The following is a 15,353-nucleotide window of genomic DNA, read 5'->3' as shown; positions in this document are numbered from 1 at the left end:
AGTCACTCGGGGATCAAGTCGCGCAGGTTTTCCGGGGTGATGACCACCGAGTCCGGGTGCAGGCCCTCGGGCCGCTCCAGACCGATGTAGGTCACGGGTCCGTCCGGCACCGCCGTCGCGTCCCAAGTCGCCACGTCCGTACCGCCGTTCGCCATCAGCCCGGTCAGGTACCCGACCGTGAGCTGCTCGCGCTCGACGACGGAGCGCAGCAGGTTCGCCACCGACACCTGGCTGCCCTCGACGCGGTTGTGCGCCGGATGCCCCTTCAGGTACAGGTGCAGCCACTTGGCGTGCCACGTCCCGTCCTCCGCACGCCGGAACGCGAGCGGCAGCGCCACCCGGCCAGGACCGCGCAGCTCCGACTTCATGCGCACGGTACGGGGCTCGAAGGGCCGCCCCTTCTGCTCGCCCTCGCGCAGCATGAACCCGAAGAAGGACTCCTCGGCCTCCTCGAACTGCTCCCCGGAGAAGATGTTGACCTGCGGGACGACGTACGTGCCCTGCACCGCCCCGAGCCGCAGGTTGATGAACTCCGAGGCGCCGTCCGGGGCGTTGGTGATGTCACCGGAGTGCTCGCCCTCCGCCGCGCGGAGATTGGTGTACGACAGCCACGACACCGTGTCGTACTCCGCGTCCAGCAGCAGCGCCGACAGGTCGTAGTCGGTGACGCGCTGCTTCTGCTTCCAGTACACGAAGAACCGCAGCAGCTCCCCTTCGACCCGCGAGACGGAACCCCGCGGCAGCACACCGAGCCCGGCCGCGGTCGCCCGCCCGCTGAGCGGAAGCGCCACCCCGAGGACATCGGGATCCACCAACAGCCGCTCGGGAGAAGGGAGTCGACGGGCCGTCTCCGCGTCGAGCAACGCGATCAGACGCTTGCGCTCGTCCTCCGGTACGGCCCGACGCGCGTCGTCGGTGACATGCGCGCGCCCGCCCCGGTTGATGAACACCCGCTTGCGGCCCGTCTCCTCGGCACGGTTGTGCAGGTACTCACGCACCGACAGCACGACCCGTCCGGAGACTTCCGGCGCGACCTCCTCCACGGCGGCCACCACGGCGTCCCGCTCCTCCTGGCCGGCGGCGCAACGCAGCAGCCGGTCCAGCCCGCGGAACAGCTTGCCCGGCGCGGACTTGAGCAGCTCGGCGGCCCCGGTGACGTCCCCGGCCTCGAACAGCGCCTCCACCCGGCCGTCGAAGGAGCACGCCTTCTTCTCGCCCCGGGCGACGGCGAACACCTCGGCGGCATGCGGCCACCGCGGGTACTCGTGCGGGTGCAGACGCTCGCCGAGCCGTTTGAAGGCCTCGCGGTGCGCGAGGACGTCGGCGAGCTTGGCGGGCGTCCCGGCGACGACCTCGTCCAGCCCCGCGAGCAGGGCGCGGCGCACGGGCCGGGACATCGTGCGGAACCGGGTCGGCTGCTCAAGGCTCACGTCACCGTCCGACACCGCGCAGGCCAGCCGCAGCACATCGGTCACGGTGTCCAGGAGCGGGGACGAACCCGCCTTCAGCCGGGCCGCGTTGACCACGGCACGGTTCTCCCGCACCGGGATCGTCTCCGGCTGGGGGCCGTCCGCGCAGTACCGGGCGAGCACCCCGAGGTCGGCCAGGTGCTCCTCGCCCAGCGGCGTGCTGCTCCCGGCCAGCGCCAGGTACAGGGCGGTGACCTCGGCCTCCAGCGGGCCGCCCAGGTGCAGGACGGTCAGCCGGTCGCCCGCCGCCGTGAGCAGCTCGTCGTGCGCGGCCAGCATCTCCTCGTAGGTGTGCCGGTAGGCGCCGTACGACGGCAGCGTGAGCAGGTTGATCACACCGGTGCGGAGCTGGGCGATGATGCCGGGTCGGGCCTTGCGGTCCTCCAGCGCCTCGGTCACGCAGCGCGTCCAGAACTCGAAGGTGTCCGGGACGTTCGCCGGGAAGTCGACGAAGTAGACGTTGTGCCCCACATGGTCGCCGACCAGCTCACGGACGGTGTCCAGGGTGCGCACGGCGGTGTCGACGACCGTGTCCTCGGACAGCCCCGACAGCGTCCTCAGCGCGTCGGCCGACAGCTTGAACCCGACGGACAACAGCGCGGCGTCGAACTGCCGCGCGGCGACGTCACCCGCCCCGGCGGGGCCCGCGGGGGAGGGGATGCGAAGGGTGTGCCGGATGACCAGGCGTTCCAGACGGTGGATCATGCCGGAATGGTCGCAAAGGTGTTCGACCGGGCGCACCGGAGTTTTCGGGGCGGGGGTGCAACCCTGTTCGGGCCCCGGGTGACGCTGGTCCTGCGGGTGATCCCGCCGGGCGCTAGTCCTGCTCCTTGGCCTTCTTCTCCTTCAGGCGCACGGCCTCCTTGCGTACCTCCGCCTGCGTGGCGCGCTCCTTCTCCAGCCACTCGGGGCCGTCCTCGCGCAGCGCCTCGATCTGCTCGGTGGTGAGCGCCTCGGTGATCCCGCCGCGGGCGAGTCCGGCGATGGAGACACCCAGCCGGGCCGCGACGACGGGACGGGGGTGCGGGCCGTTGCGTCGCAGGTCCTGGAGCCACTGGGGCGGGTTCGTCTGGAGCTCGTTCAGCTCGGCGCGCGAGACGACACCCTCCTGGAACTCGGCAGGGGTGGCGGGGAGGTACACACCCAGCTTCTTCGCCGCGGTCGCGGGCTTCATCGTCTGGGTGTTCTGGTGCGACGTCATGGCATCAAGACTATCGGCCGCGCACGAGACCTCCGACCACAGTGGGTAACCTTGCCGCGTGACAGACTCGCCAGCATCCCCGTCCTTCCGGCTCGCGTACGTCCCCGGGGTGACGCCCGCCAAGTGGGTACGGATCTGGCAGGAGCGGCTGCCGGACATCCCCCTGGAACTCCTCCAGGTGACGCCTTCCGAGGCCTCCGACGTGTTGCGCGACGGCCGCGCGGACGCCGGGCTCGTGCGACTCCCGGTCGACCGTACGGTGTTCAGCGCGATCCCCCTCTACACCGAGACCACGGTCGTCGTCGTCCCCAAGGACCACGTGGTGACCGCGGCCGAGGAGATCACCCTGGACGACCTCACCGACGAGGTCGTCGTCCATCCCCTCGACGACGTCATCGGCTGGGAGCGGCCGCCCGGCGAACCGGCCTTCGAACGTCCGGCCACCACGGCCGACGCGATCGAACTCGTGGCGGCGAACATCGGCGTCCTCGTCGTCCCGCAGTCCCTGGCCCGCCTCCACCACCGGCGCGACCTCACCTACCGCCCCGTCACCGACGCCCCGGAGTCCGCCGTCGCCCTCGCCTGGCCCGAGGACGCCACCACGGACCTGGTCGAGGACTTCATCGGCATCGTCCGGGGCCGGACGGTGAACAGCTCACGGGGACGGACGCAGCCGAAGCAGGAGCCGGAACCGAAGAAGGGACCGGCCGGGAAGGGCGGCGGCAAGCCGGGAGGGGGCGGCGGGAAAGCCGCGGCGCGGGGAGCCTCCGGCGGGGCCAGGGGCGCCAGGGGAGGCTCCGGCAGGGCCGGCGGCGCCAAGGGGGGCGCGGCGGGTCGACGGGGCAAGCCCAAGCGCAGAGGGTGAGACGGGGCAAGCCCGAGCGCAGAGGGTGAAGCGCCCCGGTCTCGTGCCGTCCTGGCCGCTCAGCTGCCCCCGAACACCCCGTCCGTCCCGAAAACCGCCCCCGCGAACCGTTCCCCCATGAGCCGGTGCGTCGCCGCGTCCGGGTGGAGGTCGTCGGGCAGCGGGAGGTCCGCCGTGTCGGGCTCTCCGTACAGCTCACGCCCGTCCAGGTAGTGCAGCTGCGGATCCTCGGCGGCCCGCTGCTTGACGATCCGGGCCAGTTCCTCGCGGATCACCTGGAGGGTCAGCTTCCCGGTGGCGCGCTCCGCCGGATCGCCCATCGTCCGGAACCGGAACCGCCCTTCCCCGATCTCGCTGAAGTCCGGGAAGCAGGGCCCCGGCGTCTCCTCGTGGATCGGGCACAGGATCGGCGAGACGACCAGCAGGGGCGTGTCCGGGTGGCCTTCACGCACCGTGTCGAGGAACCCGTGGACCGCCGGACCGAAGGCCCGCAGCCGCATCAGGTCATGGTTGACGATGTTGATGCCGATCTTGAGGCTGATCACGTCGGCGGGGGTGTCCCGCACCGCCCGCGCGGTGAACGGGTCGAGCAGCGCGCTGCCCGCGAGGCCCAGGTTGATCAGCTCAAGGCCGCCCAGCGTCGCGGCGACCGCGGGCCAGGTATGTGAGGGGCTCGCCGCGTCGGAGCCGTGGCTGATGGAGCTGCCGTGGTGGAGCCACACCCGGCGGTCCGCGGGAGGGGCCGGTTCGACGGGCGCGTCGGTGCGCAGGGCGATCAGCTCGGTGGTCTCGTTGTGCGGCAGCCATATCTCGACGTCCTTGGCCTCACCGGACAACCCGTCGAACCGCACGCTCCCGGGCGGGCCCGGCCGCACCTCGGAGGTCCCCGCGGTCATGTCGACGGTGATGACGTTGCCGCCCAGCACGCTGCCCTGACCGGCCGGTCGTCCGTCGACGACCAGGTCGTACAGGCCGTGCGGCCGCGGTGGCGCCCCCACGTAGGTCCGCTTGGTCGGCAGGGTCTCCAGCTCCACCGCGGTGGCCCGGGTGCGGAAGACCAGCCGTACCCCCGCGGGCTGGGACTCGGCCATGGCCAGCTGCTCGTCGGTGTTCTGGGCGCGGGCCCGCGCGGGCAGCCGGTGCGGCAGCACACCGAGCTCGGTCCGCTCCACGTCGAGGGCGCCGCGCAGCAGGTCGGCGGTGACGGGTGTGGTGATCCAGTCGGGCATGTCCTCAGCCTGTCGGTCAGCGGGTGGGCCAGTTGCGCAACAGCGTGTCGAGGGCGTCCAGGATGCGTCTCCAGGACTCCTCGGAGTCGGGTGAGCTGTGGCTGAACCCGCCTGCCCCCTCCAGGCTCGCGTATCCGTGAAAGGTGCTGCCCAGCAGCCGTACGGCATCGGTCCGGGCGGGTTCGGGCAGGTCGTAGCCGCGCAGGATCGCCCGCATCATCTGCGAGTGCCGTACGCCCGCGCTGGCGGCCGCGGTCTCGGGGTCGAGCCTCGTCCGGGCAGCCTCGGCGCGGCCGGGATGTGCGTGGGCGTAGTCGCGGTAGACGTCGGCGTACGCGATCAGGGCGTCCTTGCCGGCCCGCCCGGCCACCGCGTCGGCGGAGAGGTCGGCGAGCTCCTCCAGGGCGAACAGGGCGATCCGGGTCCTGAGGTCCTGCGAGTTCTTGACGTGCGAGTACAGGCTCGCGACCTTCACGTCGAAGCGCCGGGCCAGCTCCGAGACCGTCGCGTGTTCGAAGCCCACCTCGTCGGCCAGCTCGGCGCCCGCCCGGACCAGTCGCTCCGTCGTCAGCCCTGCCCGTGCCATGCATGTCCTCTCGTCCGCCTGAACCGATTATGCGTTTGCCTAAAGCTTTTAGGCAAACTAGCGTGAAGTTATGGAACCGCTGACCGAGCAAGAGATCCGCGCCGCCTTCGTGAACTGCACCAAGGGTGAGGCGAAGCGCCTGTCCGTCCCGCGCGACCTGGCCGAGCGGCCGTGGGAGGACCTCGACTACCTCGGCTGGCGCGATCCGCAGGCCCCCGACCGCGCCTATCTCGTGACCGTGCTGGACGGCCGCCCGAGGGCCGTCCAACTGCGGGCCGGTGCGCGCGGTTTCTCGCAGACGCGCAAGAGCATGTGCTCGATGTGCCTCACCACCCACACCGGCGGGGTCTCACTGATGGTCGCCCCGAAGGCGGGCAAGGCCGGGCAGCAGGGGAACTCGGTCGGCGCCTACATATGCGACGACCTCGCGTGTTCGCTGTACGTGCGGGGCAAGCGGGAGGCCGGGGCGGGCGCGCGCCTGCACGAGACGCTCACCCTGGAGGAGAAGGTCCAGCGGACGGTCACGAACCTCACCGCATTCATCGCCAAGGTGGTGGGGTCGTAGGACTTTTCAGGACGCCCCCGTCACCCACGCGAACGCCGCCCGCGCCGTGAACTCCTCCTGGCCTCGCCGCAGCAGCAGACCGGCGTGGGCGAAGTCCGGGGCGTCGGCCTGGGCGGGGACGTACGGGATCGCGACGCAGCGCATTCCGGCCGCGTGCGCGGCGGCCGCGCCCGGGGCCGCGTCCTCCAGGACCACACAGTCGGCGGGGGCCGCACCCAGCCGGCGGGCCGCCTCCAGGAAGACGTCCGGCGCGGGCTTGCCGTGGGCGACCTCGTCGGCCGAGACGACCGTCCGCAGGTGCGCGTCCAGGCCCGTCCCGGCCAGGATCGCCTCGATGGCCTCCCGCGACGACCCCGAGGCCACGGCCATCGGCACACCCTCGGCTGCCAGCAGCTCCACGAACTTCCGCATCTCGGGGTACACGCGCGTGGCGGCCCGGGCCAGCTCCAGATAGCGCCGGTTCTTGTCCGCGAGCAGCTCCGCCACGGACGCCCGCAGTCCGTACCGCGACTTCCACCGCGCGACCGTCTCGCGCGTACTGATCCCCACGTACCGCTCGTGGTCGGCCCAGCCGAAGTCCGGGACACCGTGCTCGGCGAGGAGCTGTCGGCCCGCCTCGTAGTAGTTCGGCTCGCTGTCCACGAGCGTTCCGTCGAGATCGAAGATGACCGATGTGCCGCTGAGCCTGCTCATGGCTCCAGGATGACAAAGATCAACCCCGGGCCGCGCGCCCCACCGACTCCACGAGCGGCAGCAGCCGGTGCGCCACCCGCTCCCGCAACGCCACCTCCGTACGCGTCCGCACCACCCCCGGCAGGCTGATCACCGTCTGGATCACGTCCTCCAGATGTGCGTTGTCCCGCGCCACCACCCGCGTCAGCAGATCCCCGCCGCCCGCGATCGAGAACGCCTCCACGATCTCCGGCACCGCCGCCAGCGCGTCCCCCACGTCGTCCAGCCGCCCCTGCGTCACCTCGATGTGCACGAACGCCAGCACCGGATGCCCCAGCGCGGCGGCCGACAGCGAGGGCCCCGTGCCGGTGATCACGCCGTCCCGCTCCAGACGGTCCAGCCGCGCCTGGAGGGTCCCGCGGGCCACGCCCAGAATCCGGGCGTACTCCCGCACGCTCGTCCGCGGCTGCTCCAGCAGCAGTCGCAGGATCCGGGTGTCGAGTTCGTCCACGGCCATGCCGTACGACCTTCCGCGCTCACGTGGTCCGATGGCCCGCCGATGGATGCCGCAGGACCGCTCCGCCTGTACCAATGGCCCAGCATATTCGGCCTCGCTTGAGCCGACAGCGGTGAGGATGCTGCAATGTGCCCGTCGATGGCGCTGCGGATCCCCGCGGCGCCTTTTCCATGCCGGTGTCCGGAGAGTTCCAGGGGGCGGTACGTGCTGAAGAGGGTGTTCATGGCTCCGGACCCGGGCCGGGTCCGGCTGCGCTTCGCCGCGCGAGCGGTGCTCGGCATCGGCTGCGCGGTCGTCGTCTGCGGCCTCGCGGGGCACTCCCTCACCGGTGCCGTCGCCGGTGGCCTGGCCGCGCTGCTCGCCCTGTTCACCGTCACGGACGCCACCGTTCGGGGCCAGGCGGTCACCACCGCGCTGCTGCCCGTCGTCGGCCTGCCGGTCCTCACCGCGGCGGCCGGACTGCACGACCACCCCGTCGCCCGCGACCTCACCTTCCTCGCCGTGGTCGGCGCCGGCGTCTACGCCCGGCGCTGGGGCCCGCGTGGGCACAGCCTCGGGGTCTTCGCGTTCATGACCTTCTTCGTGGCGCAGTTCCTGCACGCCGGCACCGGGCAACTGCCCGAGCTGTACGTCGCTGTCCTGCTGTCCGTCCTCACCGCGGCCGTGGTCCGCTTCGGACTGTGGTGCTACGAGCGCCGGCTGCCCCCCGCGCCCGTGCCCGCCCCGCCCGCCGGTACCGGCCTGGCCCGCGCGACCACCCGTCAGGCGGTGCAGGCCACGGCCGGAGCGGGCTTCGCCCTCGTCGTCGGCCAGTTGATCTCCGGGCAGCGCTGGTACTGGGCCGTCGGCGCCACCTGGTGGATCTTCGTGAACACCACCTCGCGCGGCGAGACCCTGGTGCGCGGCTTCCGCCGGGTCCTCGGCACCCTGATCGGCATCGGACTCGGTCTGCTCGTCGCCGTACCGCTGCACGGGGCCCCGGCCCCGACGGCCGTACTCGTCGCCGTCTGCGTCTTCGGCATCTTCTACACGGCCGCCGTCTCGTACACCTGGATGATGCTCTGGGTCACCCTGCTCGCCGAGCTGCTCTACGGCCTCCTCGGCGTGCTCGAACCCGGTCTGCTGGCCCTGCGCCTCACGGAGACCGGCGTCGGTGCGGTCGGTGCCGTCCTCGCGGTGCTCTTCGTGCTGCCGATCACCACCCACGCCGTCACCGACGCCTGGATCCAGCGCGCCCTGCGCTGTGTGCACGCCTGCACGGCCGAGGCGGCGGCCCGGCTGGCCGGCGTGCCGGACGCCGACCCGGCCGGCCGGGTGGCCGAACTGGAACAGCTGCTCGGCAGGGTCCGTCTCTCGGTGGCCCCGCTGGTGCACCCCCTCACCCCCATGTCGGCCCGCAAGCGACGCGCCCGCCGGGTGCTCGCCCTCCTCGACGACTGCGCCCGCGAGATCCGCGGTCTGGTCGCCGTCGCCGCCGATCCGGAGGCCTCGCACGACGCCCGGCTGGCCGCCGCGTGCTGGCGGGTGGAGGCCGCGGTGGAGGCGCTCACCGGCGGCCGGGACCTCCCGGTCACCGACCGCCCGCTCGCGGAGGAGCCCGCGCTGGCCCATCTCCACGGCCTGGAGAGGGCGCTCGCGGAACTGGCCACGCCCCTGCGGGCGCCGTCCGGCTCACGGCTGGTCGGAGCCTGACGGCCACCTCCCCGGCCCCCGTCCGTCCGCTCCGTCCGTGAAGATGACCCGGGCTGGTCTAGACCGGTCGTGATCGACTGCTACCGTCGCCCCGAACGGCACAGGACCGAGAGGGGACCACGGTGGCAGAAGGCGGCGGGCGGCGACGGGCCTACATCGGGTCGTTCACGGCGGCCGGGGGGCCCGGCATCGTGACGGCGACCGTGTCCCCGGACACCGGGGCGCTGAAGGCCCTGGGGGCCCTGAAGGGCGTACCCGATCCGTCGTACCTGGCCCTGTCGGCCGACCGCGAGGTGCTCTACGCGGTCAGCGAGACGGCCGAGGGCGCGGTGGCCGCGTACCGGGTGACCGGCGAGCGGCCCGAGCCGGCGGGGCCGCCGGTGCCGGTGGACGGGAACAGCCCCACCCATCTCGCCGTGCACGCCGGGCACGTCCTCACCGCCAACTACGGCTCCGGTAGCGTCACCGCCGTGCCCCTGCGCGCGGACGGCGCCCTCACGGCCGCCCCCTCCGCCGTGCTCCGGCACACCGGGTCGGGTCCCCACACCCCCCGCCAGCAGGGCCCGCACGCCCACCAGGTGCAGCCCGACCCCAGCGGCCGGTGGATCGTCACCGTCGACCTCGGCACCGACTCGGTCCGGGTGTGCACGCTGACCGGAGGCACCCTCGCCGTCCACCGCGAGATCGCCCTGCGCCCCGGCTCCGGCCCCCGCCACCTGGCCTTCCACCCCGAAGGCCGCCACGCGTACGTTCTCAACGAGCTGACACCGACCCTGACCGTCTGCCGTTGGGACGGCGAAGAAGGGCTCTTGAAGCCCCTGAGCGAGACGCGGGTGCTGGCCGGACCCCCGGCGGGCAACGCCTACCCCTCGGGTGTCGTAGCCTCCCCCGACGGCCGGTTCGTGTGGACCGCCACCCGCGGCGAGGACGTCCTGTCCACGTTCGCCGTCGAGGGCGACGAACTGCGGCTGGTCGGCACGGTCTTCTGCGGCGGCGAATGGCCGCGCGCGCTGGCCGAGTCCGGCGGATACCTGTACGTGGCGAACGAGCGCTCCGGCGAGGTGACCTGGTTCGTCGTGGATCCGCAGACCGGCCTGCCGCGCTACGAGGGCTCGATCGAGGTACCGGCCGCGTCCTGCGTGGTCCTCGACTGAAACCGCGCGCCGCACCTGGGTGGTTCGCCTGCCCGGAGCCGGCTCGTCTGCCCGGGCCTGCTCACTGCCTGGGTCGGCTCGTCCGCCACGGCCCGGTTCGCCTTACCGGGGCGACGCCGCCGTCACACATGCCGAAGGGACCGCTCCGACTGCTGGAGTGGTCCCTTTCGGCACAAGGGGCGGGGCGGCGCGGTCAGCGCACCGGCGCGCCCTGTGCCTGCTGCGGGGCGATGCCCAGCGCGGTCGTGTACTTGGCGAGGGCGAGCTTGCCGATCGCCGGGTAGGGGCCGAGCGGATCGGCGGCGGAGCAGCCCGCCTCCTTGGCGGCCTCCTCGATCACGGCGGGGTCGATCTCCGGCCCTATCAGGTAGGGCGCCAGCGCCAGCTGCTGCGAACCGGCGGACCGCAGCTGGTCCGCGATGGACGCGATCGAGCCCTCCTGGTCGAGCGCCGCCGCCATCACCGGCACCGCGAGGCGCGCGGCGAGCAGCATGCCGGTGATCCCGGCCGCCTGCACGGCCTCCTCGCCGCCCACGGCGGCCAGGACGATGCCGTCCGCGGCCGTGGCCACGGTGAACAGCCTGGCCCGGTCCGCGCGGGCCAGCCCGGCCTCGGACAGCCGCACGTGCAGCGCCTCGGCGAGCAGCGGGTGCGGGCCCAGCACATCGGTGAGGTCGGCCGCGATCCGGCTGTCCATCACGGCCTGGCGGATGCGGCGCAGCAGCGCGTTGTCCGGGCCGGCGAGCAGCGGTACGACGACGGCGACGGGGCCCTCGGGCTCCCTGACGTCCACCCCGGCGGCCTTGGCCTGCTCGTAACGGGCCGTGCGCTCCTCGGCGGCGTGCACCAGGACGCCCTGGAGCGTGGGGAACTCCGAGTCGTCGCCGTCGAGGTACCCGATCCGGGCGTCGAGGCCGGGCAGCTCGGAGCGCGCGATGCTCACGACCTCCTCGGCGAGACCGCGCGTGGCGGCACCGGGCGTGCCCGGGACCGCGAGGACGAGCGCGGGCGCGCCCTCGGGAGCCGCCAGGGGCTCGGGTCGGCGGTGCCGCCCGGGCTGGCGAGGTCGCGGCATTCGTACTGGCAGGCCGGACGCGGGCCCAGTGGGGGAGCTCATGGCGACGCATGTTACTGGTTTCCTGGGCTTCCCTGTTCGGGGAGGGTGCAGGTGAGCGGTATCCGTCCGGTTTTGTCTGATGAGTTACGTCCCCTTCAGCACCTCTTTGGGGTCACCAGGTACACCATCGACTCGTCACTCGGCAGGGTGAACGAACCCCGCGCCAGTTCTGTGGCGATCTGTACCGATCCTTCCAACGGCCCGCCCGCAGCGGGGACGTTCCGGGCGTGCGGCAGCAGCCGCCTCAGCTCTTCCTCCACCGGTACGACGAGGGCGGCACCCGCCCGGAACAAGCCACCGGTGAGACAGACCCGCGGTTCGCCCTCCGCCGGGCAGACCGCGGCCGCCGACCCGGCCATGTGCTGGGCCGCCTCGCGCAGGATGCCGCTCGCGACCGGGTCGCGGTCGGCGCAGGCGGCCACTTGGGGTGCGAAGGAGGCGAGCACGGCGGGCCGGTCCGGCCGCGGGTAGAGCTTGCCGGGCAGCTCCCGCACCGGCCCGAACATCTCTTCGGCCAGCGCCAGCAGGGCCGTAGAGCCGCCGGGCCGCCCGTCGTGGGCGCGCAGCGCGGCCTCCAGCCCGGCCCGCCCGATCCACGCCCCGCCGCCGCAGTCGCCCAGCAGATGGCCCCAACCGTCCGCGCGGCGCCATTCCTTGAGGTCGGTGCCGATCGCGATCAGACCGGTGCCGGCCGCGATCACCGCGCCGGGGCGCGGGCCGAGGGCGCCGGTGTAGGCGGTCACCGCGTCCGCGACCAGCGCGACGGTCCGGACCCCGAACTCCCGGGCCAGCGCATCGGGCAGTTCGGCCCGCAGGGCGCCGCCCAGGGTCGCCATGCCGGCCGCTCCGACGACGGCCGTGCCGAGCGCGGTCACTCCCGCCTCGGGCAGCAGGGACCGGACCAGGGGCACGAGCTGTTCCACCAGATGCCCCGGATCGATCCCGCGCGGGCCCGTCCGTACCGGCACCCCGGACCCCCGCGGGGCCGTGGCCTCCCGCCCCGGGACGCCCACCACCGCCCGCAGGCCGGACCCGCCGGAGTCGACGGCCAGGAACCCTTCCGCCACGAACTCGCCCCTTCCCGGCCGTCGGCCGCGTGAGCCGGCCGCTGCGTGAGTCGTCGGCCGCGTGAGTGGAGGAAGAGTAGCGGCCCGGGCGCCGGGCCTCCCTGCGTACACGGGGTGTCGGTGCGGGCCAGTAGGGTGACGCGCTGTGGCACCACGACCCTTGCATGAACTAGTTGAGGCGGGCTGGGCGAAGGCCCTGGAACCCGTGGCCGAACGCATCGCCGCGATGGGGGACTTCCTGCGGGCCGAGATAGCGGCCGGCCGGACCTACCTGCCGGCCGGACAGAACGTGCTGCGGGCCTTCCAGCAGCCCTTCGACGACGTACGCGTCCTGATCGTGGGTCAGGACCCCTACCCCACGCCGGGGATGGCCATCGGGCTGAGCTTCGCGGTGGCGCCGGAGGTGCGCTCTCTGCCGGGGAGCCTGGAGAACATCTTCCGCGAGATGCACTCCGACCTCGGGCTGCCCAGACCGTCCAACGGCGACCTGACACCGTGGACCCGGCAGGGCGTGCTGCTGCTCAACAGGGCGCTGACGACGGCCCCGCGCAAGCCCGGAGCGCACCGCGGCCAGGGCTGGGAGGAGGTCACCGAGCAGGCGATACGCGCCCTCGCGGCGCGGGGCAAGCCGCTCGTGTCGATCCTGTGGGGCCGTGACGCGCGCAATCTGCGCCCGCTGCTCGGGGAACTGCCCGCGATCGAGTCCGCGCATCCGTCCCCGATGTCGGCGGACCGGGGCTTCTTCGGCTCCCGCCCGTTCAGCCGGGCGAACGACCTCCTCGTCGGGCAGGGCGTGCAGCCGGTGGACTGGCGACTCCCCTGAGACGGCGGTGCGGGCGGGCCGAGCGGCCGACGAGCCGCTCGACCAGCCCTGCACGGAACTCAGGTTCCGCTCAGCAACCTGTGGCGTTGTAATTCCAGAAGGCGGCCCTGGTCTGCGGACCGGCGATACCGTCGGGGGTTCCCGCGTTCTCGCCGACGTTGTTCAGGAACTTCTGGAGCGCCGTGATCGTGTTGCTCCCGACGATTCCGTCGACGGTACCGGCGTTGTAACCCCACGCATTGAGCATGCGCTGGGCCGCTTTCCAACTGTTGGTGCCCAGCTGCCCGTCCTCGGTACCGGCGTTGAAGCCCCACGCGTTCAGGCAGCTCTGCCAGTTCTTGGCCCGGGCGGTGTCCAGGCCGAGGTTGTTGACCGCTTGGGGGGCGAGTCGCGAGCTGCTGACCGCGGCCTTGGTGGAGTGCTGCGGGGCCGCCACGCTCGCACCCGCTCCCGCGAGCCCTCCCAGGGCGATACCGAGGACGGCGCTGGTGGTGACGAGTGTCCTGGCCAGAGAAGTTCGCACTGCTTTCTCTTTCCTGTCGACTGCGACGGATACGACGCGACCACCGGTGCCTGCGGTCGCGTCGACCACAGCGTGCCAGGGGAATGCGCCCGAATCCCGTGCGAATACGAGCTTCTTTTTCGTATGACTGAATTCGGGCCAAATCCCGAGAATGCACGGCAAGAGATTTGCGTCAGGAATTCATTGACTCTGGCCGATAATCCACTTGTTGGCCGGACGGGGTGGCGCGGGGCGGGGAGATGGGCATGCAGGTGACGCGTGGCGGCGGGGTGTGCGCGGCAGTGCTGCTCGCGGCCGTCTCGATGACGTCGTGCACGGTCGACGGGCGCAGCGGTGAGGCGCGGGCCTTCGAGGAGGCGCTTCAGCCGCTGGGCGAGGCGCAGTCGTTCCGCATGGCGGGGGAGTTCCGCGGCCCCGACGGCTCGCGGACCGGCTTCGACGCCCGCCTCGACGGCCACGGCGCCTGCGCGGACACGGTGGGCGACGCCGAGAGCCTGCTGATCGGGGAGCGTGTGTGGACGCGCTGGGCCGACAGCGCACTGTCCGAGGCCGTGAGCAGGCTCGCCGGGGACGAGGAGGTCCCCGAGCCCGACCCGGTCGCGGATCCGGCGCAGGACGTGCGGTGGACCGCCGCCAAGCTGCTGCGGGGCTCGTACATGGTCACGACCCTGCCCGGTGAGGTACCGGAGTCGGAGGGCATCGCGCCGGTGTGCCGGACGGGGTCGCTGCTCGCGGAGGCCGCGACGGGCGCCGGTGACGTGGTCTCCGGCCCCGTGACGGTGCGTGACGGGGAGCGGCTGCGCCCGCTGTCCCGGACCACGGGACCGGTGACCGTCCGGGTGTACGTCCCGGAGCGGGGCGATCCGAGGCTGCGGCTCGCCGAGTACCGGGTCGAGGGCGGCCGTTCCTTCTCGGTGCGGTTCAGTGACCTCGGCAGGTCCGTCACCGTCCGCAGCCCGGACGGGGAACAGACGGTCTCCTCCGGAGACGTGATGGCGGTTCTCCGGAAGGGCACGGCTTGAGGGCCGTACGACACCGGTGACTGCGGAAAACCGGCTGCGTGCTCTCCTTCGAGCCGCCTACCGTGCCTTCGTGGACGATCGCGAAGTGCTGGCCGGCGGAATCAACGAGGTCGTGCGCGAAGGGGACCGGGTCAGACGCCCGGCGGCTCCATGGAGCGCGACCGTGCAGCGGTTCCTCGCCCACCTCGCGGCGGCGGGGTTCACCGGGGCACCGCGGCCGTACGGGGTGAGTGAGGACGGCGAGGAGGAGATCGTCGAGTTCCTGCCCGGGGACGTCGGGCACGACTTCGACGCGCCCCAGGTCCGCAGCGACGCCTCGCTGACCGCCGTCGCACGCCTGCTGCGGGACTTCCACGACGCCTCGGCGGGGTTCGTGCGACTGCCCGACGACGTGTGGCAGTTCGCGCCGCGCGAACCCGCGGAGGTCGTCTGCCACGGCGACGCGGCCACCTACAACACCGTCTTTCGCGATCAGCTCCCCGTCGCGTTCATCGACTTCGACACCGCCCACCCCGCCCCGCGCCTGTGGGACGTGGGGTACACCGCCTACCGCTTCGTTCCGCTGTACGCCCCGGACGCGGCCGAACCCTCGCTGCCGGTCCCCGAGGGAAGGCGCCGGCTGAGGCTCTTCGCCGACGCCTACGGCCTGTCCGGGGCGGAGCGAGCGGCGCTTCCCGCCGTCGCGGGGGCACGGCTGCGGGCGCTGGTGGAGTGGATGCACGCCGAAGCGGCGGCCGGCCACACGGCCGTACAGCGCCATGTCGCCGAGGGACACGACCGGCGCTACCTCACGGACGCCCGGTGGATCGAGGAGACCTACGGGCCGGAGGCGGACGGGCGCTTTTAGGCCG

Annotated in this window: 16 protein-coding genes; 7 read left to right on the top strand and 9 right to left on the bottom strand. The window is 72.8% G+C overall.

Annotated elements, in window-relative coordinates; all coding sequences use genetic code 11:
- Positions 1-2: 2 nt before the first annotated feature.
- Together H295_RS0120045 and H295_RS0120040 are read right to left on the bottom strand one after the other, a co-directional pair.
- Complete coding sequence (locus H295_RS0120045; RefSeq protein WP_020137131.1) at positions 3-2,174, bottom strand: TerD family protein; 2,172 nt, start codon at positions 2,172-2,174, stop codon at positions 3-5.
- Between the two features lie 112 nt (positions 2,175-2,286).
- Entirely contained in the window at positions 2,287-2,670 is a 384-nt protein-coding gene (locus tag H295_RS0120040; RefSeq protein ID WP_020137130.1) for a DUF5997 family protein, read from the bottom strand.
- 58 nt (positions 2,671-2,728) lie between these two features.
- On the opposite strand from H295_RS0120040, the gene H295_RS0120035 reads away from it, so the two are divergent.
- Entirely contained in the window at positions 2,729-3,535 is an 807-nt protein-coding gene (locus H295_RS0120035; RefSeq protein ID WP_078616700.1) for a LysR substrate-binding domain-containing protein, read from the top strand.
- Between the two features lie 59 nt (positions 3,536-3,594).
- Here H295_RS0120035 and H295_RS0120030 read toward each other — a convergent pair whose 3' ends face one another.
- Both H295_RS0120030 and H295_RS0120025 read right to left on the bottom strand, forming a co-directional pair.
- Complete coding sequence (locus tag H295_RS0120030; RefSeq protein ID WP_020137128.1) at positions 3,595-4,764, bottom strand: GDSL-type esterase/lipase family protein; 1,170 nt, start codon at positions 4,762-4,764, stop codon at positions 3,595-3,597.
- A 16-nt stretch (positions 4,765-4,780) separates the two neighbouring features.
- Positions 4,781-5,350, bottom strand: coding sequence for a TetR/AcrR family transcriptional regulator (locus H295_RS0120025; RefSeq protein ID WP_020137127.1), 570 nt, complete (start codon positions 5,348-5,350; stop codon positions 4,781-4,783).
- Positions 5,351-5,420: 70 nt separating this feature from the next.
- Between H295_RS0120025 and H295_RS0120020 the strand changes: the two genes are divergently transcribed.
- Positions 5,421-5,915: an FBP domain-containing protein gene (locus H295_RS0120020; RefSeq protein ID WP_020137126.1), complete on the top strand. Its 495-nt coding sequence runs from the start codon at positions 5,421-5,423 to the stop codon at positions 5,913-5,915.
- A 6-nt stretch (positions 5,916-5,921) separates the two neighbouring features.
- Here H295_RS0120020 and H295_RS0120015 read toward each other — a convergent pair whose 3' ends face one another.
- Together H295_RS0120015 and H295_RS0120010 are read right to left on the bottom strand one after the other, a co-directional pair.
- Entirely contained in the window at positions 5,922-6,608 is a 687-nt protein-coding gene (locus tag H295_RS0120015) for an HAD family hydrolase (protein ID WP_020137125.1), read from the bottom strand.
- 19 nt (positions 6,609-6,627) lie between these two features.
- Complete coding sequence (locus H295_RS0120010; RefSeq protein ID WP_020137124.1) at positions 6,628-7,104, bottom strand: Lrp/AsnC family transcriptional regulator; 477 nt, start codon at positions 7,102-7,104, stop codon at positions 6,628-6,630.
- A gap of 204 nt (positions 7,105-7,308) precedes the next feature.
- Here H295_RS0120010 and H295_RS0120005 point away from each other — a divergent pair, with 204 nt between their 5' ends.
- Complete coding sequence (locus H295_RS0120005) at positions 7,309-8,796, top strand: FUSC family protein (protein ID WP_020137123.1); 1,488 nt, start codon at positions 7,309-7,311, stop codon at positions 8,794-8,796.
- Between the two features lie 122 nt (positions 8,797-8,918).
- On the top strand, positions 8,919-9,950 hold the full coding sequence (locus tag H295_RS0120000) for a lactonase family protein (protein ID WP_020137122.1): 1,032 nt from the start codon (positions 8,919-8,921) through the stop codon (positions 9,948-9,950).
- 193 nt (positions 9,951-10,143) lie between these two features.
- Here H295_RS0120000 and H295_RS0119995 read toward each other — a convergent pair whose 3' ends face one another.
- Together H295_RS0119995 and H295_RS0119990 are read right to left on the bottom strand one after the other, a co-directional pair.
- Positions 10,144-11,067: a sirohydrochlorin chelatase gene (locus H295_RS0119995; RefSeq protein WP_106960896.1), complete on the bottom strand. Its 924-nt coding sequence runs from the start codon at positions 11,065-11,067 to the stop codon at positions 10,144-10,146.
- Between the two features lie 95 nt (positions 11,068-11,162).
- Positions 11,163-12,134, bottom strand: a complete 972-nt coding sequence (locus tag H295_RS0119990; RefSeq protein ID WP_020137120.1) for an N-acetylglucosamine kinase — start codon at positions 12,132-12,134, stop codon at positions 11,163-11,165.
- 145 nt (positions 12,135-12,279) lie between these two features.
- Here H295_RS0119990 and H295_RS0119985 point away from each other — a divergent pair, with 145 nt between their 5' ends.
- Positions 12,280-12,957, top strand: coding sequence for a uracil-DNA glycosylase (locus H295_RS0119985; protein WP_028809551.1), 678 nt, complete (start codon positions 12,280-12,282; stop codon positions 12,955-12,957).
- A gap of 70 nt (positions 12,958-13,027) precedes the next feature.
- On the opposite strand, the gene H295_RS0119980 is transcribed toward H295_RS0119985, so the two are convergent.
- The gene (locus H295_RS0119980) at positions 13,028-13,480 is read right to left on the bottom strand and encodes a peptidoglycan-binding domain-containing protein (RefSeq protein ID WP_020137118.1); all 453 of its coding nucleotides are present in this window, start codon (positions 13,478-13,480) and stop codon (positions 13,028-13,030) included.
- Positions 13,481-13,725: 245 nt separating this feature from the next.
- Here H295_RS0119980 and H295_RS0119975 point away from each other — a divergent pair, with 245 nt between their 5' ends.
- Both H295_RS0119975 and H295_RS0119970 read left to right on the top strand, forming a co-directional pair.
- A complete protein-coding gene (locus H295_RS0119975; protein ID WP_020137117.1) occupies positions 13,726-14,502 on the top strand; it encodes a hypothetical protein in 777 nt (258 codons plus the stop codon).
- 70 nt (positions 14,503-14,572) lie between these two features.
- The gene (locus H295_RS0119970) at positions 14,573-15,349 is read left to right on the top strand and encodes an aminoglycoside phosphotransferase family protein (protein ID WP_063741192.1); all 777 of its coding nucleotides are present in this window, start codon (positions 14,573-14,575) and stop codon (positions 15,347-15,349) included.
- Positions 15,350-15,353: the final 4 nt, after the last annotated feature.

The sequence above is a fragment of the Streptomyces sp. 351MFTsu5.1 genome (assembly GCF_000383655.1).
Lineage (GTDB): Bacteria > Actinomycetota > Actinomycetes > Streptomycetales > Streptomycetaceae > Streptomyces > Streptomyces griseorubiginosus.
This window is presented reverse-complemented; position numbering and strand designations above follow the sequence as displayed.